Consider the following 20,771-nt stretch of genomic DNA (forward strand, 5'->3'; position numbering starts at 1 on the left):
GGGCGACCTCGTGCCGGTGTGGTTGGACCGCGAGGCAATCGGCCGTCGCGTCGAGCGAGAGCAGGGCGCCCGCGGCGACCGCGCCGACGGGGCGCGAGAACAGAAATCCCTGGCCGTGCGTGCAGTCCAGCCGGCGGAACTGGTCGAGTTCGGCGTCGTGTTCGATGCCCTCGGCGACCGTCAGCAGGTTGAGGGAGCGGCCCAGGTCCACGATCGCGCTCGCGAGTGCCGGGCTCTGCCGCCCCGAGGCGACCGAGGTGACGAACGAGCGGTCGATCTTGAGCACGTCGACCGGGAAGCGGTGCAGGTACGCCAGCGACGAGTAACCGGTACCGAAGTCGTCGATCGCGATGCGGACCCCGAGGCTCTTGAGCTCGGTCAGGGTGGCGATCGTCGACTCGGTGTCCCGCACGAGCGCCGACTCGGTCAGCTCCAGGGTCAGCGCCGCGGCCGGCAGCCCGGCCTGCTCCAGCGCCTCCCGCACGTCGGTCACCAGGTCGCAGTCGGTGATCTGGTGCATCGAGACGTTGACGCTGACCGACAGCGTCCTGGCGCTCGGCAGGTCGCGTCGCCATTCGGCCAGCTGACGGCACGCCTCGCGCAGCACGAACCGGCCGATGGGCACGATGACCCCGCTCTGTTCGGCCAGCGGGATGAACCGGTTCGGCGGGACCAGGCCCCGCGTCGGGTGGTTCCACCGCAGCAGGGCCTCGTAGCTGGTGATGCGCTGGTCGGCGAGGGCGACGATCGGCTGGTAGTGCAGTTCGAGCTCGCCACGTTGCAGCGCGAGCGCGAGGTCGGCCTCGAGCTCGAGCCGCTCGACGACGCGGACATGCATCGAGGTCTCGAACACCTCGAACCGGTCGCGACCGCTCTCCTTGGCCAGGTGCATCGCGATGTCGGCGTTGCGCAGCACCTCCGCCGGTGGGGCGCCGTCCTCGGAGTGGGCGATGCCGATGCTGGCGGTCAACGACACCTGGCGACCCGCGGCGTCGATCGGACGGCGGATCTCGCCGAGCGCCCGTTGCGCGACCTTGGCCGCGTCGAGTTCGTCGTCGCCGTGCTCGAGCAGGACGGCGAACTCGTCGCCGCCGATCCGTGCCAGGGTGTCCGCGCCGCGGATGGTGTCGAGGAGCCGTGTCGCGACGGTCTTCAGCGTCGCGTCGCCGACCTCGTGCCCGAGCGTGTCGTTGATGGCCTTGAAACCGTCGAGGTCGACCACGAGGACCGCGTAGGCGTCGCCGAGACGGTCGGCGCGTGCCGCGGTGTGGTCGAGGCGGTCGAGCAGCAGGGCGCGGTTGGCGACCCCGGTCAGCGGATCGTGGAAGTCGCGGTGTGCGAGTTGGCGCTCGAGCGCCCGTCGGTCCGAGACGTCGCGGCTGTTGACGACGAAGCCCCGGATCTGCGGGTCGTCGAGCAGGTTGCGGCAGTTGGACTCGACCTCGACCCAGCGGCCGTCTGCCGCCTGGAGCCGGCAGGCGACCAGCGCCGAGTCACCGGGGTGGGCCAGCAGCTCGCGGACGAAGTCGATCGTCGTCGCACGGTCGTCCGGATGGATCAGGTCCAGGTAGCGGCGGCCGAGCAGCGCCCCGGGCGTGTAGCCGAGGAGTCGCTCCGCGGAGGGGGACTGGTAGACGACCTCGGCGTCGCTGATGACGATCGTGACGTCGCTGGCGGTCGCCAGCAGCGCACGGACGCGCGACTCCTCCTCGACCAGCCGTTCGTGCGCGTCCTCGCCGGCAGCGGCGAGCCGTGTGATGCGCACGCCGACGAGCCAGACCGTCAGCAGCCCGACGGCGGCCAGGCCGTGACCGAGGTCGCCCGGCAGCACGCTCGGCGCGATACCGGTGAGCAGGGCGAGCTGCCCCGCGCCGACCGCCACACCGGCCCAGATGAGCGCGATCGGCCCGGCCGTCGAGCCCGAGTATCGGACGGTGTCGGCCACGGGAAGGAGCAACAGGGCGACCAGTGCCGGTCCGGCGCCGGCGGCGTACAGCAGCAGGGCGAAGGCGCCCATCTGGACCGCGACGCGTGCGTGCACGCCGCGGGTCGACGTGTCGCGCCCCCAGACCGTGTAGGCCGTGACGCTGACGAGAACGGTCGCCGCGAGCAGCACGAGCATCAGCACCAGGCTGGTGGGGGCCGCGCCCGAGGCGCGCGCGACCGCGACGACGAACGTCGCACCGAGGAGTTCGGGTGCATGCGCGACGAGGCGTCGTCGGATCCCGTCCGTCGTCGCGCCCATGTGATCTCCTCGGCTCGGCATGCTCCTCGTGCCGGCCCCCGCCCCTGGGCCGCCCCCGTTCGCCGGGCGCGATCGGACGTGCGCCCGTATGACCATCGGCACGTCGGCGCACGAACTCAAGCACCCTCGTTGCCTTTCGGTGTCCGGCACGGGGTCGTTAGCGTCGGGGTATGTCCTCCACGCCGCCATCGCCACCACTCCCGGTCGACGCCGTCGTCGACGAACTGCTCACCGCCATCGGCGCCGCCGGACGCGTCGTGCTCGAGGCGCCACCGGGCGCCGGCAAGACGACCCGGGTGCCCCTGGCGATGCTCGCCCACGATTTCGACGGCCGGCTCGTGCTCCTCGAGCCCCGGCGCGTCGCGGCCCGGGCCGCCGCCCGCCGGCTCGCGGCCGGCATCGGCGAGTCGGTGGGCGAACGGGTCGGACTGACCACCCGCGACGAGCGGCTCACGTCGCGCCGGACCCGGATCGAGGTCGTCACCGAAGGGGTGTTGCTGCGCCGTCTGCACCGCGATCCCTCGCTGGAGGGGGTCGGCGTCCTGTTCTTCGACGAGTTCCACGAACGCAACCTGGAGTCGGACCTGGCGCTGGCCTTCGCGATCGAGAGCCGGGCCACGCTCCGCGAGGACCTCCGGCTCCTCGTGGCGTCCGCCACCCTCGACGGCGGCCGGGTGGCGCGCCTGCTCGCCGATCAGGGCGAGGACGCGCCCGTGGTGCGGGCCGCGGGCCGGACCCATCCGGTCACGGTCGACCACCGCGACCGTCCGGCGCCGGGTGGCCTCGCCGAGGCGGTCGCTGACGTGGTGCTCGAGGTGCTGGTCCGTGACCAGGGCGACGTGCTGGTGTTCCTCCCGGGCGTCGCCGGGATCCGACGGACGGCACGCACCCTCGCGGGGCGCGTGCCCGGCGACGTCGAGGTGTTGCCGCTCCACGGCACCCTGCCGCCCACCGAGCAGGACCGTGCCGTCGCGCCTTCCCCGCACGGACGTCGCAAGGTCGTGCTGGCCACCGACGTCGCCGAGTCGAGTCTCACTATCGACGGCGTCGGGGTGGTGGTCGACGCGGGGCTCGCGCGCGAGCCCCGCTTCGACGCCCGCACCGGCATGACCGGGCTGGTGACGGTGCCGGCCTCCCGCGCCTCCGCCGAGCAGCGGGCCGGCCGGGCCGGCCGCACCGCGCCGGGTCACTGCGTCCGGCTGTGGCCGGCGGCAGAACATCCGGCACGCGACGCCTTTCCCCGACCGGCGATCCACACCGATGACCTCACCGGCGTCGCGCTGGAGGTCGCGGCGTGGGGGACGGCCGTGCACGAGTTGGCGCTGCTGGATCAGCCCGACCCCGCGGGATGGGCCCGCGCCCGCGCGACGCTCGCGGAGCTGGGCGCGCTGGGCGCGGACGGGCGCATCACCGACCACGGGCGCCGGCTGGCGCGGCTCCCCGTGCACCCGCGGCTCGGCCAGCTGCTGGTGCGTGGACACGCCGCCGGTCTCGGCGACCTCGCCGTCGAGGTCGCCGCGGTCCTCGCCGACCGGGACCCGGTGCGGGTCGTGCACCCCGCCGCCGTGGCCGACCTCGGGGTCCGTCTCGCGGCGCTCCGTGGCGGGGCACTGCCGCGCGAAGCACGACTGCGTCCCGGCGCGCGCGATCGGCTCCGACGGGAGGTCGCGCGACTGCGCCGTTCCTGCCGCGAACTGCCCGGGGTGACCGGAACGGTCGACGACCTGCCGTCCCCGGACGTCGCGGTCGGTGCCCTGGTGGCGCTGGGCTGGCCCGACCGGGTCGCGGCCGCACGGGATGTTCGCGGGCAGTTCCTGCTCGCGAACGGTCGCGGAGCCCAGCTCCCCGACGCCGACCTCCTGGCCGGTGAGCCGCTGCTCGCCGTCGCGGCCGTCGACCGCGGCCACCGCGAGGCGCGCATCCACCTCGCCGCCCCGCTCGACCTCGCGGTGCTGCGGAGGATGCTCGGCGACGAGCTCGACGTCGTCGAGGAGGTCGTCTGGCGAGACGGCGACGTGGTGGCGGAGCGCCGGCAGCAACTGGGTGCCCTCGTCCTCACCCGGTCGCCACTGCGCACGCCGCCCGCCGCCGACGTCCTCTCGGCCGTGCTCGACGGGCTGCGCGGGCACGGTCTCGGGTTGCTGGCGTGGAACCCGGCCGCACGCCAACTGCAGGCGCGTGCCCAACTGCTCCACCACCACGTCGGCGCGCCCTGGCCGGACGTCTCCGACGCCGCCCTGCTCGACGACCTCGACACCGCCGTCGCCCCGTTCCTGCTGAAGGTCCGCCGCCGCAGTGATCTGCAGAGGGTGGCGCCGGCCGCGATCCTGCGCGCGCGTCTGCCCGCCGGCCACGAACGCGACCTCGAGCGGCTCGCTCCCGAGTCGCTCATGGTGCCATCGGGTTCCCGGGTGCGGCTCGACTACACCGGTGAGCGCCCTGTTCTCGCCGTTCGTCTCCAGGAACTCTTCGGCGCCACCACCACACCGGCCGTCCTCGACGGCCGCCTGCCCGTGCTGCTGCACCTGCTCTCGCCCGCCGGACGACCCGTGCAGATCACCGACGACCTCGCGGGCTTCTGGGAGCGGGCCTACCCCGAGGTGCGAGCCGAGCTCCGCGGCCGCTACCCGAAGCACGCCTGGCCCGAGGATCCCCGCACCGCTCCGCCTTCACGCGGCACGCGGCGACGCTGACCGGTCAGGCTCCGCGACGGCGGCTGCCCCACCCCCACGCGGTCTGCTGCAGCGGCAACGGGTCTCAGGGGCGTTCGAGCGCCTGCAGGACGTGCGGGGCGGTGCGGCGGCAGATGGCGACGACCTCGTCGAAGGTGTGGCTCGGGCCGTTGTAGGGGTCGGGGACGTCCCGGTCGTCCTCGGCGGCTTCGGGGTCGAACTCGCGGTAGCGGTGGATCGGGGTGTCGATGCCGGCGGCGTCGGCCATGCGGCGCAGGTCGGCGAGGTTGTGCGCATCCATGGCGACCACGAGGTCGGCCCAGACGAGGTCGTCGGGGGTGACCTGGGCGCCGGCGCCCTCGACCGTCAGGCCGACCTCGGCGGCCGCAGCGACCATGGGTGGGTTCGGTGGCGCGCCGACGTGCCAGTCACCGGTCCCGGCCGAGCGGATCTCGACCGCGAGGCCGCGGTCGCGGGCCGCCTCGCGCAGCGCCGCCTCGGCGGTGGGGGAACGGCAGATGTTGCCGAGACAGACCGTCAGGACGCGGTACGGGCGGCTCACAGGGATCCCGCCGCGTCGCGCCCGAGGATGAGGGTGATGCGCGAGACGTCGGGCGACTCCTCCGTCGCGGCGCCGCCAGGGACCTCGGCGGCGACCATCCCGGCGCCGACCGCGGCGCCGGGCGGGTAGCGGACCACGGTGCGTTCCGTCGGGTCCGCGTTGCCGATCTCGGCGACCTCGTAGCCGCGGCTGGTCAGCAGCTCGCCGACCTGGCCGGCCAGACCGGCGATCCCCGCGCCGTTGAGGACGCGTACCGAGACCTCACCGGGGGTCAATTCGCTCGGTTCGGTGTCCAGGACGCTGCCGTCGCGGAAGGCCCGGAACAGGGGCTCGGCCTCGGTCTGTCGCACGTAGAGGACGGCGGCACCCCCCGAGGTGCGGCCGGGGTCGGCCGGGACGACGTGGGTGATGGCCCGACCGTCCGCCAGCGCCCGTCCGCCCCACGCGACGCGTGCCAGCGGGATGACGCCCATGCGCCGGTCGGTGGCAACCGCGTCGCCCATCTCGTTGGAGATGCCGAGGATGCGGCGCGGGTCGAACAGCGTGGCCGGGTCGGCGATCTCGCCCGCGAGCGCGCGGAGGAACGCCTGTTGACGGCCGATGCGGCCGTAGTCGTCGTCGATCTTGCGGACGCGGACGAAACCGAGCGCGTCACGTCCGTCGAGGGTCTGGCAGCCGGCCGCCAGGTCGATGCCGGCGTCGCGGTCGTTGATGGGTTCCTCGAGGCACATCTCGACCCCGTCGACCGCGTCGACGACGTCGCGGAAGCCGCCGAAGGTGACCTCGACGTAGTGGTGGATCGGGATGCCGGACAGGTCCGACACGGTGCGGACCAGGCAACCGGGGCCGTCGACCTGAACGGCGGCGTTGATCCGCCCCTCCGAGCCGTCGCAGCGGCGGACCAGCAGGTCGCGTGGGAAGGCGAGCAGCGCGGCGTCGCCGCGATGCACGGTCAGCAGGAAGATGGTGTCGGTGCGCTCGCCCTCGGCGCTGCCCGTGGAGAGTTCGTTGCGTTCCTCGGCGCTGAGCGCCTCACGACTGTCGGAGCCGACGACCAGGACGTGCAACGGCGAGCCCGAACCGGCGAGGTGGCCGACGTCGATCTTCGGGATCCTCGAGGTCACCCAGGCCGCGAAGAGCACGGCCACGAGCAGCACCACGAGGACCAGCGCCGCCAGGATGCGCACGACGGGCACACGGCGACGCCGGCGGCCGCGTCCCCGCACACGCGGACCCCAGTCCTGGTCGACCTCGGCGCTCACCGTTGCTCCTGTGCCTCGTACGCCTCTCGAGCGCGCGGAGTGTGGCATGTCGCGGGCCAGCCGCCGTGCAGGCCGGGGCGACGCGGCACGCTGGGGCGCTCGCAGACAGCGTGCGTCACGCTAGGGGCCCAGGTCAGCCCGTGACCAGTTCGGCGGGCAGGTGCTCGACGTCGCTGAAGCGCTGGAGGCTGAAGATGTGGCCACTGCCGATGGGCCGCGTGGCCAGCCGGGTGAGCGACGCGTGGTCCGACGCGAAGCGTTCCCACTCCCACGGCTGCGGGGACAGGCCCAGCAGGTGTCCGAGCACCACGCTGTTGGTGCCGGCGTGCGCGACCATGACGATGCGCGGCGCCTCGTCGGGCAGTTGCCAGAAGCCGTGTTCGTCCCGCCGCAGTCCGAGGGCCGCCAGCTCCTGCTCCAGCCCAGCGGTCACCCGGGCATGGAAGTCGCCGAAGCTCTCGCCCCCCGGCAGCCCCTGCCACCAGTCCTCGCGACTACGGACCCGCGCCTCGCGGAAGGTGCGGTCGACCTCTTCCTGGGGGGTTCCCTCCCAGTGGCTGGGCATGCGGATCTCGTGCAGCCATTCGCGTTCCTCGGCCGGCACGTGGCCGGCGAGCTCGCGCAGTGGCGCCGCCGTCTCGCGCGCCCGGGTGGCGGTCGACACCAGCAACCGGTCGAAGCCTTCACGGGCGACGCGTCTGGCGACGCGCAGGGCCTGCTGACGGCCGCGGTCGGTCAGGCCGGGGTCGACGCGGGCCGTGCGGTCGCGCGACCACTCCGGCTGTCCATGTCTGATGAGCACGAGTTCCATGGCCGTGACGCTATCGGGCGACGCGGACGGGCCGATCCTGCTGGAGAACCGCCGCTCGGGGGCAGGGTGCCGAGACGTGCGCCGCCCCTTCCGTCGCCGTCCGAGGCCCGCAACCCCGGTGTATCCACCGACCATCCCCGACGACGAGCCCGCCCGAGTGGCGGCGCTCGAGCAACTCGCGCTGCTCGACACGGCGCCCGAGGAACGGTTCGATCGCATCACCCGTGCGGCAGCTGCCCTCGTGGGGATGCCGATCGTGTTGATCAACCTCGTGGACGAACGCCGCCAATGGGCGAAGTCGGCGATCGGCATGCCGCACGGCGCCACCGCCGACCGACCGGTGTCGTTCTGCGCCCACGTGGTCGGGGATGCCGCGCCGGTCCTGGTCGCCGAGCTCGCGCGCGACCGCCGCTTCCACGACAACCCGATGGTCACCGGTGACCCGTTCCTGCGGGCCTACTTCGGTGTTCCGGTCCGCGGTCCGAGTGGTCACGTCCTCGGCTCGTTGTGCGTCGCGGACACGCAACCCCGCGCCCTGGACGAGACCCGACTGGCTCGGCTCGGCGACCTGGCCGGCTGGGTCGAGGCCGAGCTCGACCGGAGCAGGCTGGCTGCGCTGGCCGTGCAGGAGCGCGCCACCAGTCAACGGCTGGAAGCCCTCACGAGCGCGGTGGGCGACAGCCACGTGGTGGTCGGTCGCGACATCGCCGAGCGCCGGCGGCACGAGACGGCCCTGCGCAACCTGCGCCACCTCTACGAGTCCATCCTCGACGCGGCGGGGGACGCCATCCTCGGCCTCGACGTCGACGGACGGGTCGAGTACGCCAATGCGGCTGCGAACACCCTGTTCGCCGTCCCCGAGGGCGACCTGCTGGGCGTGCACCTGCACGAACGCTTCCACGACCGGTACGAGGACGGCAGCCCCTACGCCTGGGACGACTGCCCCAGCCGAATCACGCTGCGCGAGGGCCGTCCCCGGGACACCATCGAGGAGGTCTACTTCCGCGCCGACGGTACCCCGTTCGCCGCCGAGTACGTGTCGACGCCGCTGTTCGCCGACGGCGAGGTCAGCGGGGCGGTGCTGATGATCCGTGACGTCGAGGCACGCCGCGCGGTCGAACGCATGAAGGACGAGTTCGTCGCCACCGTCAGCCACGAACTGCGCACCCCCCTCACGTCCATCAAGGGCACCCTGTCGCTGGTCCTCGGCGGCGTGATCGGCGAGGTTCCCGCCGAGGTGGGTGCCCTGCTGGCGGTCACCCACGACAACACCGAGCGGCTGATCCGTCTCGTCGACGACATCCTCGATCTCGAGCGGCTCGTCGCGGGCCGCGTCGAGCTGTGCGGGGTCGACACCGACGCCCGGCACCTCGTCGACGTCGCGGTCGACGCGGTCGGCGGGCTCGCGGCCGCAGCCGGGGTGACGGTCGAGGTCGAGGTGGAACCGGTCGCGTTGTGGGCCGACGCCGACCGCATCGTGCAGGCCCTGACCAACCTGATCGGCAACGCGATCAAGTTCTCGTCGCCCGGCATGCCCGTGCGGATCACGTCGAGCCGGACGCCCGAGGGCCTCGTGCTGACCGTGACGGACCAGGGCCGGGGCATCGCCGTGGAAGCCCAGTCGCGTATCTTCGAGCGCTTCGGTCAGGCGGACGCCTCCGACCGGCGGGAACAGACCGGCACGGGCCTGGGCCTGCCGATCGCCCGCGGCCTGGTCGAGCAGCACGGCGGCCGCCTGCAGGTCGAGAGCGACCTCGGCCGCGGCAGCCGTTTCCACCTCACCCTTCCGCTCCCCGCCGCCATCGAGGTAGGCCCGTGACCCCACACGTCCCGATCGTCGACGACGAGGCCGCGATCCGCCTCGTCGCCCGTCTCGGGCTCGAGCGCGTCGCCGGCTGGACGGTCACCGAGGCGGGTGGTGCCGACGAGGCCATCGCCGCGGTCGGCCGGCGCCGGCCCGACGTGGTCCTGCTGGACGTCATGATGCCGCTCACGGACGGCCCGCGGACCCTCGAGCGCCTGCGGGCGCTGCCTGGCGGCGACGAGCTCCCGGTGGTGTTCCTGACCGCCAAGGCGCAGCAGAGCGAGATCGTCCGGTTGCGCTCGCTCGGCGTCGACGGCGTCATCAGCAAGCCGTTCGACCCGATGAAGCTCGCCGACGACCTCGCCGGGGTGTTGGGCTGGGAACGCGTGTGAGCGACGACTCGTTGGCCGACGCCGTCGCGGCCCTGTGGCGCCAGCTGGCACCGGCCCAGTTGGCGGCGGCGACGTCGCTCGAAGAAGCGGCGGCGCGCGTCGAGGCGGACCCGGCCGACGCCGTGGCTTGGTCGCAAGTTCGCGACCAGGCGCATCGTCTGGCCGGCACCCTCGGCTCGTTCGGGCAGGACGAGGCCGGTCGGGTCGCGCAGGCACTCGAGGCCCGGGTGGGCGGCACCGTCGAGCCCGATGTCGAGCTCCGCCGGGCAGCGCGTGCGTTGGCCGTCGAACTGCGGCAGCGCATCGAGCGCTCGATCCAGCCCTAGTCCGCGGCGGTACCCCGGTGTTCCGACGGCGTCCCGGCCGGGCGGGAACGCGGGGCCGCCTGTGCGACGGTCGGCCTGGCCTCCTGACCCGGCGTGAAGCAGCAGTCGACCGGGCAGACGTCCCAGTTGGGGCCACGGGTGCCGAGCGCAGCGGGCTCGCTGCCGTCGACGCGCTCGCGGATCAGGTCGCGGACCCCACGCACGAACGCCTCGTTCGTCCCGACCGTGTCGGCACGGACGAACGCGAGCCCGAGCCGTTCCGCGGTCTCGGCGGCCTCGACGTCGAGGTCGTAGATGACCTCCATGTGGTCGGAGACGAAGCCGATCGGCACCACCACCACGGCCCGTACCCCGCGGCCGGCGAGCTCCTCGAGGTGGTCGTTGACGTCGGGCTCGAGCCACGGCACGTGCTCGGGCCCCGAACGGGAGTTGAACACCAGCTGCCACGGGCGGCCCGGGAAGCTCGCGGCGACGAGCCGGCAGGTCTCGTAGTGCTGGACCTCGTAGTCACTGTGGCGCGACATCGTCCAGGGGATGGAGTGGGTGGTGAAGACCAGCACGGCGTCGTCGCGCACGTCGTCGGGCAGCTGCCGCAGTGCCCGCTCGATGATCGTGATCTGCGGGGCCACGAACCCGGGGTGGTTGTAGTAGACGCGGATCTTGTCCAGCGTCGGTGCCCCCTCACCGACCTCGGTGCGGGCGGCGGCGAGGTCCTCGCGGTACTGACGGCAGCCCGAGTACGACGAGTACGCGCTGGTGACGAAGCACAGCGCACGCTGCACGCCGTCGTCGCGCATCTCGCGCAGGGTGTCGGCGAGCAGCGGATGCCAGTTCCGGTTGCCCCAGTAGACAGGCAGGTCCGGCCCCTCGATCGCCAACAACTGCTCCAGCGCCGCCTTGAACTGCCGGTTCTGGTCGTTGATCGGCGAGCGGCCCCCGAACTGGAAGTAGTGCTGGCTGACCTCCTCGAGGCGCTCACGCGGGATGCCGCGGCCGGCGGTGACCCGCTCCATGAACGGGATGACGTCGTCCTCCTGCTCGGGACCGCCGAAGGAGACCAGCAGGATGGCGTCGTAGTCGGTCGTCATCGAGGCGGCTCCTCGTCGTGGTCGTCGGCGTCGCCGTGCTCGGGGAGGTCGTCGGTGGTCAGCGCGCCGCGGGGAAGATCCCAGAGCGCTTCGAAGCGGGATGCGCGGACGGTTGGCATGCCACCGACGGTCAGCGCCGCCAGTGCGGCCACCGCGCCGACCACCACCACCCAGCCCGGGCCGAGGACGTAGGCGAGTGCGACGGACAACAGCAGCGGGAACTCGGCGATGGCCAGTTGCAGGAACGCCTGGCTCCGCAGGGTGGCGAACGCCTCCGTCGGGGAGGGGCGCTGGCGGCGCAGGCCGCGGTCGGCGGCGACGGCGCCTCCGATCGCCGCGGCACCCGTCAGCACGACCAGCAGGACCGGCAGGGCCGCCGGCACGGTCGACTCGGGGTCCGCGGTCGCCACGACGAGCGCAGCGAGCAGCGGGATCGTGGCCATCGCCACCCACCAGATCCGGGACAGCGAGGCGAGAGCGTCGTTCGGCACGGTCACTTCCGAGGGTCGCCGGACGGGCGATGCTAGGTCTTGAGCTCGGCGAGCTTGTCCACCGGTTCGGTGCGCTCGCGCTGTGCCAGCCAGATGCCGATCCCGATGGCCGTCCCGCCCAGGATCTCGGTGGGGCCGAAGCGCTCCCCGAGGAACCCGACCCCGGCGGCGACCGCCACGAGCGGGATCAGGTAGGTCACCAGCGTCGTGTTGGTGGCACCAACCCGCGCGATGAGCATGTAGAACACCAGGTAGGCCAGCCCCGTGCCGAGCACGCCGAGGGCCAGGATCGCGCCGAGCACGTCGAGCCGGAGGGCGGCACGGGTCGGCAGTCCGTCGAAGAGCAGTGCCATCGCCAGCGCGGCGACGAAGGCACTCGCCACCTGCCCGGTCGCCACCACCAGCGGCGCCGCCGCGCCCGACACGTACCGCTTGGCGTACACCGCGCCGCCGGCGTAGAGCAACGTGGCGCCCACCACGGCCGCGATCGCCAGGACCCGACCGCGGTCGCCGAGGTCGGGTCCGACGATGATCCCGACCCCCACCAGCGCGAGGGCCAGCCCCACCACCCGGGCGGCGGTCACCTTCTCCATGCGCAGGGCCGCCGCGACCACGAACGTGCTGGAGGGCACCAGCGCCATCAACAGCGCCGCCAGCCCGGACGGAATCTCACGCTGTGCCATCGCCACCGCCGCCCACGGCACGGCGTTGGAGATGACACCGAGCACCGTGAGGTGCCCCCACAGCCGCACCGAGCGTGGCAGTTGCTGGCGTCGCACGAACAGGACGGTGGCGAGCACGACCGCGCCGACGAGGGTGCGGCCGGCGACGATCCAGATCGGCCCCAACCCCCGCAGCGCGAGTTCGATGAACAGAAACGACAGGCCCCACATGCCACCCAGCGTGAGCAGCAGGGCGGTGTCGGCCGGCGCGAACGCGGCATTCGCGCGAGCGGGAGCATGCACGGGCACGACCTGGGTTCGGCGGGGGAGCGGCGGACCTGATGACGCTACCGCACCGGAGGGTCCGCGCCGGTCCGCATAGGCTCGTGCTTCCCCTGCCGAGGAGCCGTCACCGGTGGCCGACCCCGACGCGCCGCCCGCCTGGTTCGACGCCGCCTTGGCGGCTCCGCCGGAGCAGCACCACCTCGAGGTCGACGGCGCCCGCATCGCCTTCCTGACCTGGGGGACACCCGGCGACCCGGTGCTGGTCCTCGTCCACGGCGGAGCCGCGCATGCGCGGTGGTGGAGCCACCTCGGCCCGTTGCTCGGCGAGGATCACCGGGTGGTCGCGATCGACCTGTCGGGCCACGGTGACAGCGACCACCGTGACCGCTACCGCGCCGAGCAGTGGGCTCGTGAGGTGGTGGCCGTCGCCGCGCGCGAACGCCACGGCGGCGGACCGCCGGTCGTCGTCGGCCACTCGATGGGTGGTTTCGTCACCATCGTCGCGGCCGCCCGGCACGGCGCCGAGCTCGAGGGTGCGATCGTGCTCGACGCACCCGTGCAGCGCCCGGACCCCGAGTCGGAGGAGGGGCGACGGCGCGGCCCGAACATGTTCCGCCAACCGAAGGCCTATCCCGATCTCGCCAGCGGCATGGAGCACTTCCACCTCGTGCCGCCCCAGCCGACCAATCACCCGTGGCTGGTTCGGGAGGTGGCGCGCCACAGCCTGCGTCGTTGGGACGACGGGAGTTGGCGCTGGAAGTTCGACCCGCGCGTCTTCGTCGAGCGGACCGGTCCGAGCCGTCCCAGCGACTACGCCGCCGACCTCGCCCGTGCGGCGTGCCGGCTCGCGATCGTCTCCGGAGCCCGGTCGGCGATCGTGGACGACGACGTCATCGCCGACATGCGTGCCCTCGTCGCCGGCTCGCCCGCCGCGGCGGCCGGGGTGCCGTTCGTCAAGGTGCCCGAGGCCCACCACCACCTGCTGCTCGACCAGCCGCTCGCGACGGTCACGGCGCTGCGCGCCATCCTCGCCGCATGGCGCCCCGTCGGCGCCCCGCCAGTCACGGTCGGGACGTCACAGCTTGCGTAGGTGCACCGTGTGGACCCCGTGGTCGAGCGCCTTCTGCAGCACCAGGTCGGCGCGGCTGCGGGTCGGCAGCACGTTCTCGCGCAGGTTGACCCCGTTGATGCGGTCCCAGATGTCGCGGGCGGTCGCGTCCGCCTCCTCGTCGGTGAGGTCGGCGTAGCGCCGGAAGTACGAGCGCGGGTCGCGGAACGCCGTGCTGCGCAGCGTGCGGAACCGCTCGATGTACCAGCGGGCGATGTCCTCCTCCTCGGCGTCCACGTAGATGGAGAAGTCGAAGAAGTCGGAGACGAACACGCGCCGCTCGTCCGCGGAGGTACCGGTCTGCAGCACATTGAGGCCCTCGACGATGAGGACGTCGGGTTGACGGACCAGCACCTTCTCGTCGTCGACGATGTCGTAGGTCAGGTGGCTGTAGACCGGAGCGGCGACCTCCGGCTCGCCCGACTTCACGCGCGCCACGAAGCGGACCAGGCTGGCGACGTCGTAGGACTCCGGGAACCCCTTGCGGTCCATCAGGCCGCGACGTTCGAGCTCGGCGTTGGGCCACAGGAACCCGTCGGTGGTGACCAGCGCCACCTCGGGATGGTCGGGCCAGCGCGACAGCAGCGCCTGCAGGATGCGGGAGGTGGTGGACTTGCCGACCGCGACCGAACCGGCGATGCCGATGACGAACGGCACCTTGGCCGCCAGCGAGCCGAGGAAGGTGTCGGTGGCCCGGTGCAGGTCCTGGGTCGCGGCCACGTAGAGGTTGAGCAGGCGCGAGAGGGGCAGGTAGACGTCGGCGACCTCGTCGAGCGACACGCGTTCGTTGATGCCGCGAAGCTGGACCAGGTCGGCCTCGGACAGCGTCAGGGGTGTGGCTGAGCGCAGTGCCGCCCAGTCCCTGCGGGGCAGCGTCACCCAGGGGGTGGCGTCTGCCGGCGACGCCGGACGGGGGCCGGCACCGGCGCCGGCGCGCAGCTGATCGGGGGAGTGCGGCACGTCCGCCACCTGTTCTGGGACCACGTCGCGCAGGCTACTGGTCGGCCACGGCCGCCCACGAAGTGGCCTGCGAGCACGACGGGTCCCGATGCGCGACACTGGTGACCATCGGACCGGCCGGTGCCCCGCCGGGCGACACCGGGTCCGCCCACGACGGGAGAGACCGAGCAACCGTGAGCACCAACGGCGCCGTTCGCTCGCTGCTGTGGCACCGCGTCGCGGCGGTGCTGCTCGCCGTGGTGGTCGTGCCGCTGATCGTGGCCGTGGGCGCCGTCGCCGACGAACAGCCGATCCGCGAGGGTGAACCGGCGCCGCGCACGGTGTTCGCCGACCGCCAGATCCGCGTGGTCGACGGACCCGCGACCGAACAGGCCCGCAACACCGCCGCCCAGTCGGTCGATCCGGTGCAGGTGTTCGATCCGACCGCGCAGGCCACGATCGTGGGGCAGACGCGCCAGATCTTCGCGGCGGTCCGCGACGTGCGCGAGCCGGTGGTCAGCGAGGACGAGAGCGTCCCGCCGCGGACGTTGACCCGCCAGCAGCAGATGGCCGAGCTCCAGGAACGCGACCTCGGCCTGGACGACGAGGTGCTCGATGCCCTGCTGACGGTGCCGTCCGGCCAGCTGTCGGCGATCGAGCAGGCGACCGTGGCGATCGCGCAGGGGTTCGCGCGCCAGCCGGTGCCCGAGGACGAGGTCGAACAGCTGTTGAGCGACCAGTTGCCGGTCGAGCTCGCGGTGCAGTCCCTGCCCGAGGACGCCGACAGCACCATCGTCGAGCCGGTCATCCGCCTCGTCATGCGGCCCACCGTCACGGTCGACCCCGACGCCACCGAGGCCCGACGCAACCGTGCCGCGGAGGAGACCGACGAGGTGTCGCGGTCGTGGCGGGCCGGCGAGGCGGTCGTGCGCGAGGGCGCCGTCGTCGACACCATGCAGATGGAGGCGATCGAGGAGCTGGGGCTGTCCGGCTCGTCCCCGTCGCGTGCCCTGCTGCGCGCCTTCGCCGCCATGACCATGGTGGCGATCGTCGCCGCGGTCTACCTGCAGCGGATGCAGCCGCGCGTGTGGGTCAGCGGCAAGAAGCTGCTGCTGCTGGGGCTGCTGGTGACCGCCTACGCCGCCCTGGTCGTCGGTGCGGCGGCGCTGACCGGCGCCACCTCGAACGGTTGGTCCTACGTGGTGCCGTCCGGTGCCCTGGCGATGCTGACCGCGCTGCTGATCCACCCGGTGGTCGGCATCGCGACGATGTTGCCCGCCTCGGTGCTCGTGCTCCTGGTCGCGCCGTCGGCTGCCCCGGTGGCACTGTTCGCCGCCGCAGCAGCGCTGTTCAGCGTGCCGCTCACGACCCGCATCACGTCGCGTTCCGACCTGCGGTCGGCGACGCTGCGGGCCGGCGTCAGCTATCCCGTCCTGGCGGCCGTGCTGGTGCTCGTCTTCGGGCCGCGGGACCAGCTCGTGACCGCCGTGCTCGCCGGCGCGCTCAACGGCTTCGTCACCGCGATCGCGGTCCAGGGCGCGATGCCGTTCCTCGAGAACCTGTTCCGGTTGCCGACCGTCACGGCGCTGCTCGACCTCGCCGACCGCAACCACCCCCTGCTGCGCGAGCTCGAGGCGAAGGCACTCGGCTCGTACAACCACTCCGTCATGGTCGCGTCGCTGTGCGAACGTGCGTGCCGGGCGATCGGAGCCCAGCCGCTGCTCGGCAGCGTCGCGGCGCTCTATCACGACATCGGCAAGGTGCGTCAGCCCCACTTCTTCATCGAGAACCAGCAGGGCATCGCCAACCCGCACGACGACCTCGAACCCGAGGTGTCGGCCGTCATCATCCAGAACCACGTCGTCGACGGGGTCGAGATGGCGACCGAGTACCGCCTGCCCCCCGAGGTCGTGGCGTGCATCGGCAGCCACCACGGCACCATGCTGGTGACCTACTTCTACGAGCAGGCGGTCAAGGCCGCCGACGGCGACCACGACGCGGTCGACGAGGACCACTTCCGCTACAAGGGCCACAAGCCGCGCAGCAAGGAAGCGGCGGTGCTGCTGCTGGCCGACTGCTGCGAGGCGGCCACGCGGGCGATGGCGATGTCGCGCGGGACGCTGCCGCGGGACGAGATCGAGTCGACCGTCGACAAGTTGCTGCAGGAACGGGTCGACGACGGCCAGTTCCAGGACTGCGACCTGACCTTCCGCGAGCTGATGACCGCCCGTGACACCATCATCGAGTCGCTGGTGGGCATCTACCACCCGCGCATCGCCTACCCGAGCAAGCGACAGGCGCCGGGCGGGGAGCTGCCCTCGTCCTCGTCCTCGCCCGGCCAAGGCGACGAGGACGACGAGGGCGAAGGGGCGTTAGACGGGGTCCTCGCCGAGAGCGAACCCCGCGTCGAGCACACGCGGTGAATAGCTGCGGAAGGCGATGACCGTCTCCGAGTTCGCGACGCCGGCGATCTTGCCGATGCTGCCGGTGACCACGTCCGCGAGGTCCTCGTTGCGGGCGACCTTGACCTTCACGATCAGGTCGTAGCGACCGGTGACGGAGTAGACCTCGACGACCCCGTCGACATCGCACAGCGCCTCGGCGACCTCGGGTACCTGGTCGGTCTGGACGTCGAGCAGGACGAATGCGGTGATCACGCGGGCTCCTCGCGGGGCGGGCCGTCGCCACGCTAGTCGGTGGTCGTGCCGGGTATCGTGCCGTCGATGAGCTCGAAGGACGCCACCGACTTCCGCGGCGCGGTCGTCGCGGTGTTGCAGCGGCTGACGGTCGGTGAGGTCGTCAGCTACGGCGAGGTCGCCGCCGAGGCGGGCCGGCCGGGCGCGGCCCGTGCGGTCGGGACGCTGCTGCGCACCAGCTCCGAGCCCCTGCCGTGGTGGCGGGTCGTGACCGCGAGCGGCCGGCTCGTGCCGGGCCACGAGGAGGAACACGCGCGACGCCTGCACGCCGAGGGGGTCGCCACCCGCGACGGCCGCGTCGTCGCCGTCGGCGGGCGGAAGCGCGCCGGCGCAGCAGCCGCGCGCAGAAGCCAGACGTGAAGCCGCCGCTCCGTCGAGGGACACGGTTCGTGCGTTCAGCGCACGTACGAGGTGGCGGAGGACGCGTTCTGCCGATATTGGCGTTGAATCCTCCGAGGGTGATCTGCCGCCAGCGCCGTCAACGCGTCCGGAGGGTCACCATCGCCCCGCCCCTCTCCCATCCCCCCGTCCCAGCGTCGGCACCGCGATGCCCGCGGCTCCGAACCAGACGTGCGAGGGTGGACGCAACGTCCTCCTGACGGCGTGGCCGGCGTCGACGACGCGCTCCACCACCGGCCCCGCCCTCGCTTCGCCTCCGCTCCCGCGGGCGCGAACACGCCCTCCGATCCTTCAAGGAGGCCCCGGTGAACCCGACCGAACTGCCCACCGCCGAAGTCGCGGTCGAAGAACTGCTCGAACGCTCGTCCGAGCGTGGCTACGTGCTGCTGTCCGAACTGCAGGAACTGCACGTGCCCGAACTGCACGGTGACCACTGGCTCGACGACGTCGTGGCCGAGATCCGCGGCCAGGGCACCCAGGTCGTCGACGACGTCGCCGACGACGCCCCCGAAGAGGTCGCCGAGTACACCGGCGCCATGACCACCGACCTGGTGCGTCAGTACCTCAACGACGCCGGCCGTCACGCCCTGCTGACCAAGGAGGACGAGGCGGACCTGGCGAAGCGCTACCAGGCCGGCCTGGCCGCCGACGAGATCCTTGCCGCCAAGCCGAAGCTCAGCCGCGCGAAGAAGCTGCGGATGCAGCAGATCAGCCGGGACGGGGAGCGCGCCAAGGAGCGGATGGTCCAGGCGAACCTGCGCCTGGTCGTCCCGCAGGCCCGCAAGTTCTCGGGCCGCGACCTCGACTTCATCGAGCTGATCCAGGAGGGCAACCTCGGCCTGCTCCGTGCGGTCGAGAAGTTCGATCACACCAAGGGCTACAAGTTCTCGACCTACGCGGTGTGGTGGATCCGGCAGGCGCTGCAGCGCGGCGTGGCCTCCAAGGGCCGCACCATCCGCGTCCCCGCCCACGTGTGGGAGCTGTACGGGAAGTTGCGGTCGGCCGAACTGCGCCTGCGCCAGCAGAAGGGCGGCGACCCCACCGAGGCCGAGATCGCCGAGGAGGTCGGCCTGACCGCCCAGCGTGTCCGCGAGGTGCGCGAGGCGATGCAGGAACTGGTCAGCCTCGACCGGCCCATCGGCGAGGACGGCGACGCGACCATGGGGGACCTCATCCCCGATGCCGCGGGTGTCGACCCGGCCGAGACCGCCCTCGAAGGCGACGCCCTGTCGCAGATCGAAGCGGCGCTCGGTGCCCTCGACGACCGTGAGCGGATCATCCTGGTGCTGCGGTTCGGCCTGCACGGCGAAGAGCCGCAGACGCTCGAGGAGATCGGCGCCCACTTCGGCCTGACCCGCGAGCGCATCCGCCAGATGCAGAACCGCGCTCTGGCCAAGTTGCGGCACCCCTCGCGCGCCCACAACCTGTCCGGCCTGCTCGACGTGCTCGACCGCGCCGCCTGACAGGTCCGCGTCATCGACGGCCCGCCGGCATCGCCGGCGGGCTGTCGGCGTCACGCGGCGATCTCGCCCCGACGGGGTCGGGGGCCTAGCATCCGGGCGTCCATCCGCCGCCGTCGCTGGGCGAGTCATGCTCGAGGACCGCACCCATCGCTGGCTGCTCGGCATCGTCGGGTTGTTGCTGGTCGCCACCCTCGCCGGGCTGGTGCTGCTGTGGCCGGGGGCCCGCGACACCGAGGACGGCCTTCCGCTCGACGACCGCTACACGGCCGTGCTGCACGAGGTGCAGACGATCGCCGCCGACGCCGATCCGGTGCTCGGCATCTCCGGTGACGAGGTCGTCCTCGAGGCGGAACTCCTCGAGGGCCCCGACGCCGGGACGCGCGTGACGATCCGGGCCGCCGCGGACGGCTACCCCGAGTTCCGGGTCGGTGACCGGGTCGAGTTGCAGGCGGCCAACGTCGGCGACGGGACCCAGGACTACTTCGTCGCCGACTTCCAGCGGTTGCCGGCGCTCGGGCTGCTGGTCGGGCTGTTCGTGCTGGCCGTGCTGGCGATCGGGCGCTGGCACGGCCTGCGCTCGTTGCTCGGACTCGGCCTGAGCCTGCTCATCGTCGTGCGCTTCGTGGTGCCGGCGATCCTGGCCGGATCGAGCCCCTTCCTGGTCGCCCTCGTCGGCTCGATCGCGGTCATGATCGTCACGCTCTACCTCGCCCACGGCGTCAATCCGATGACGACGGCCGCGATCGTCGGCACCTCCGCGGCCCTGGTGCTCACCGTCGTCCTGGGCGTGCTGTTCATCGAACACGGGCGCATCACCGGGTTCGCCTCCGAGGAGGCCGGCCTGGTGCGGTTCGCGGTCGAGGGGATCGACCTGCGCGGACTCGTGCTCGCCGGTCTGATCATCGCGGCGCTCGGCGTGCTCGACGACGTCACGGTCAGCCAGGCGTCGACCGTGTTCGCCCTCCACGACACCGATCGCACCCTGCCATGGGGCACGCTGTTCGCCCGCGCGATGAAGGTCGGCCGTGACCACATCGCCTCGGTGGTCAACACCCTCTTCCTGGCGTACGCCGGCGCCTCGCTGACGCTGCTGGTGCTGTTCTCCGTCGGACCGGTCCCGGTGCTGGAGTTGGTCAACTCCGAGATCCTGGCCGTCGAGATCGTCAAGACCGTAGTGGGCTCGCTCGGCCTGATCGCGGCGGTGCCGATCACGACGGCCCTGGCGGCGACGGTGGCGGTCCGCCGCGATGCCCACGCGGCCCCGTTGTCCACCGGCCATGGTCACGACCACGGTTCCGGTGCCGCGGGGCGGGGCATGCGCGAACGAAGCGAGCACGTCCCGCCGCGTGACGAGGCCCGTTCCGAGGACGAGCGTGCCCACGACGCCTGGATGCGCTACCTGCGGGAGGGCCCCGCCGCCGGCGAGCCCGACGGACGCTAGAGAACGGCGAGGAGCAACGATCGATGGAGCAGAACCCGCTGGTCGAGATCGGACTTCCGGTCGCCCTGTTCGTGATCATGGTGGGGATCGGGCTCACCCTCACTGCGGGTGACTTCCGTCGCGAG

At 72.6% G+C, this 20,771-nt stretch carries 18 protein-coding genes; 9 read left to right on the top strand and 9 right to left on the bottom strand.

Translation table 11 applies throughout. The features are described 5' to 3' along the window. Positions 1-2,245, bottom strand: a 2,245-nt coding sequence (locus ACERMF_RS15650) for a putative bifunctional diguanylate cyclase/phosphodiesterase (protein ID WP_373670078.1), incomplete at its 3' end; no start/stop codon positions are given. A gap of 170 nt (positions 2,246-2,415) precedes the next feature. On the opposite strand from ACERMF_RS15650, the gene hrpB reads away from it, so the two are divergent. After that, entirely contained in the window at positions 2,416-4,938 is a 2,523-nt protein-coding gene (hrpB, locus tag ACERMF_RS15655; protein WP_373670079.1) for an ATP-dependent helicase HrpB, read from the top strand. 64 nt (positions 4,939-5,002) lie between these two features. Here the strand turns inward: hrpB and ACERMF_RS15660 are convergent, their stop codons facing one another. From ACERMF_RS15660 to ACERMF_RS15670, 3 genes are all read right to left on the bottom strand, one after another. Beyond that, a complete protein-coding gene (locus ACERMF_RS15660) occupies positions 5,003-5,479 on the bottom strand; it encodes a low molecular weight protein-tyrosine-phosphatase (RefSeq protein WP_373670080.1) in 477 nt (158 codons plus the stop codon). Beyond that, positions 5,476-6,741, bottom strand: coding sequence for an LCP family protein (locus ACERMF_RS15665; protein ID WP_373670081.1), 1,266 nt, complete (start codon positions 6,739-6,741; stop codon positions 5,476-5,478). The genes ACERMF_RS15660 and ACERMF_RS15665 overlap by 4 nt, the downstream gene beginning before the upstream one ends. Positions 6,742-6,874: 133 nt before the next feature. Then, positions 6,875-7,552, bottom strand: a complete 678-nt coding sequence (locus ACERMF_RS15670; RefSeq protein ID WP_373670082.1) for a histidine phosphatase family protein — start codon at positions 7,550-7,552, stop codon at positions 6,875-6,877. A gap of 118 nt (positions 7,553-7,670) precedes the next feature. Between ACERMF_RS15670 and ACERMF_RS15675 the strand changes: the two genes are divergently transcribed. Genes ACERMF_RS15675 through ACERMF_RS15685 form a run of 3 tightly spaced genes read left to right on the top strand, consistent with a single transcriptional unit; the run spans position 7,671 to position 10,074 of the window. Further along, positions 7,671-9,371 carry an ATP-binding protein gene (locus ACERMF_RS15675; RefSeq protein ID WP_373670083.1) on the top strand — a complete coding sequence of 567 codons (1,701 nt, stop codon included), beginning with the start codon at positions 7,671-7,673 and terminating at the stop codon, positions 9,369-9,371. Continuing rightward, positions 9,368-9,748: a response regulator gene (locus ACERMF_RS15680; RefSeq protein ID WP_373670084.1), complete on the top strand. Its 381-nt coding sequence runs from the start codon at positions 9,368-9,370 to the stop codon at positions 9,746-9,748. The genes ACERMF_RS15675 and ACERMF_RS15680 overlap by 4 nt, the downstream gene beginning before the upstream one ends. Continuing rightward, positions 9,745-10,074 (top strand): Hpt domain-containing protein, encoded by a 330-nt coding sequence (locus ACERMF_RS15685; protein WP_373670085.1) that lies wholly within the window; start codon positions 9,745-9,747, stop codon positions 10,072-10,074. The genes ACERMF_RS15680 and ACERMF_RS15685 overlap by 4 nt, the downstream gene beginning before the upstream one ends. Here the strand turns inward: ACERMF_RS15685 and ACERMF_RS15690 are convergent. The 3 genes from ACERMF_RS15690 to ACERMF_RS15700 are packed head-to-tail and all read right to left on the bottom strand — an operon-like array spanning position 10,071 to position 12,618. Next, a complete protein-coding gene (locus ACERMF_RS15690) occupies positions 10,071-11,162 on the bottom strand; it encodes a ferrochelatase (protein ID WP_373670086.1) in 1,092 nt (363 codons plus the stop codon). The two genes, ACERMF_RS15685 and ACERMF_RS15690, sit on opposite strands and share 4 nt — an antisense overlap. Further along, complete coding sequence (locus ACERMF_RS15695; RefSeq protein ID WP_373670087.1) at positions 11,159-11,653, bottom strand: hypothetical protein; 495 nt, start codon at positions 11,651-11,653, stop codon at positions 11,159-11,161. The genes ACERMF_RS15690 and ACERMF_RS15695 overlap by 4 nt, the downstream gene beginning before the upstream one ends. A gap of 32 nt (positions 11,654-11,685) precedes the next feature. After that, the gene (locus tag ACERMF_RS15700; RefSeq protein WP_373670088.1) at positions 11,686-12,618 is read right to left on the bottom strand and encodes a DMT family transporter; all 933 of its coding nucleotides are present in this window, start codon (positions 12,616-12,618) and stop codon (positions 11,686-11,688) included. A gap of 112 nt (positions 12,619-12,730) precedes the next feature. On the opposite strand from ACERMF_RS15700, the gene ACERMF_RS15705 reads away from it, so the two are divergent. Then, entirely contained in the window at positions 12,731-13,690 is a 960-nt protein-coding gene (locus ACERMF_RS15705; protein ID WP_373670089.1) for an alpha/beta fold hydrolase, read from the top strand. Here the strand turns inward: ACERMF_RS15705 and coaA are convergent. Beyond that, complete coding sequence (gene coaA, locus ACERMF_RS15710; RefSeq protein WP_373670208.1) at positions 13,676-14,647, bottom strand: type I pantothenate kinase; 972 nt, start codon at positions 14,645-14,647, stop codon at positions 13,676-13,678. The genes ACERMF_RS15705 and coaA overlap by 15 nt on opposite strands. 194 nt (positions 14,648-14,841) lie before the next feature. Between coaA and ACERMF_RS15715 the strand changes: the two genes are divergently transcribed. After that, positions 14,842-17,070: an HD family phosphohydrolase gene (locus ACERMF_RS15715; RefSeq protein WP_373670090.1), complete on the top strand. Its 2,229-nt coding sequence runs from the start codon at positions 14,842-14,844 to the stop codon at positions 17,068-17,070. Here the strand turns inward: ACERMF_RS15715 and ACERMF_RS15720 are convergent. Then, positions 17,020-17,304 (bottom strand): Lrp/AsnC family transcriptional regulator, encoded by a 285-nt coding sequence (locus tag ACERMF_RS15720; RefSeq protein ID WP_373670091.1) that lies wholly within the window; start codon positions 17,302-17,304, stop codon positions 17,020-17,022. The two genes, ACERMF_RS15715 and ACERMF_RS15720, sit on opposite strands and share 51 nt — an antisense overlap. A gap of 66 nt (positions 17,305-17,370) precedes the next feature. Between ACERMF_RS15720 and ACERMF_RS15725 the strand changes: the two genes are divergently transcribed. From ACERMF_RS15725 to ACERMF_RS15735, 3 genes are all read left to right on the top strand, one after another. Next, positions 17,371-17,703: an MGMT family protein gene (locus ACERMF_RS15725; RefSeq protein ID WP_373670092.1), complete on the top strand. Its 333-nt coding sequence runs from the start codon at positions 17,371-17,373 to the stop codon at positions 17,701-17,703. Positions 17,704-18,047: 344 nt separating this feature from the next. Further along, a complete protein-coding gene (locus tag ACERMF_RS15730) occupies positions 18,048-19,205 on the top strand; it encodes an RNA polymerase sigma factor RpoD/SigA (RefSeq protein ID WP_373670093.1) in 1,158 nt (385 codons plus the stop codon). Between the two features lie 127 nt (positions 19,206-19,332). Beyond that, positions 19,333-20,646, top strand: coding sequence for a YibE/F family protein (locus tag ACERMF_RS15735; RefSeq protein WP_373670094.1), 1,314 nt, complete (start codon positions 19,333-19,335; stop codon positions 20,644-20,646). The last annotated feature ends 125 nt before the right edge of the window (positions 20,647-20,771 follow it).

Origin of the sequence: Egicoccus sp. AB-alg6-2, from assembly GCF_041821025.1 — a bacterium.
Taxonomy (GTDB): domain Bacteria; phylum Actinomycetota; class Nitriliruptoria; order Nitriliruptorales; family Nitriliruptoraceae; genus Egicoccus.

Bases quoted from the DNA above. Each gene is read 5' to 3' on its own strand.
- hrpB (WP_373670079.1), top strand. From the start codon at position 2,416: ATGTCCTCCACGCCGCCATCGCCACCACTCCCGGTCGACGCCGTCGTC.
- ACERMF_RS15735 (WP_373670094.1), top strand. From the start codon at position 19,333: ATGCTCGAGGACCGCACCCATCGCTGGCTGCTCGGCATCGTCGGGTTG.
- ACERMF_RS15690 (WP_373670086.1), bottom strand. From the start codon at position 11,162: ATGACGACCGACTACGACGCCATCCTGCTGGTCTCCTTCGGCGGTCCC.
- ACERMF_RS15725 (WP_373670092.1), top strand. From the start codon at position 17,371: ATGAGCTCGAAGGACGCCACCGACTTCCGCGGCGCGGTCGTCGCGGTG.
- ACERMF_RS15670 (WP_373670082.1), bottom strand. From the start codon at position 7,552: ATGGAACTCGTGCTCATCAGACATGGACAGCCGGAGTGGTCGCGCGAC.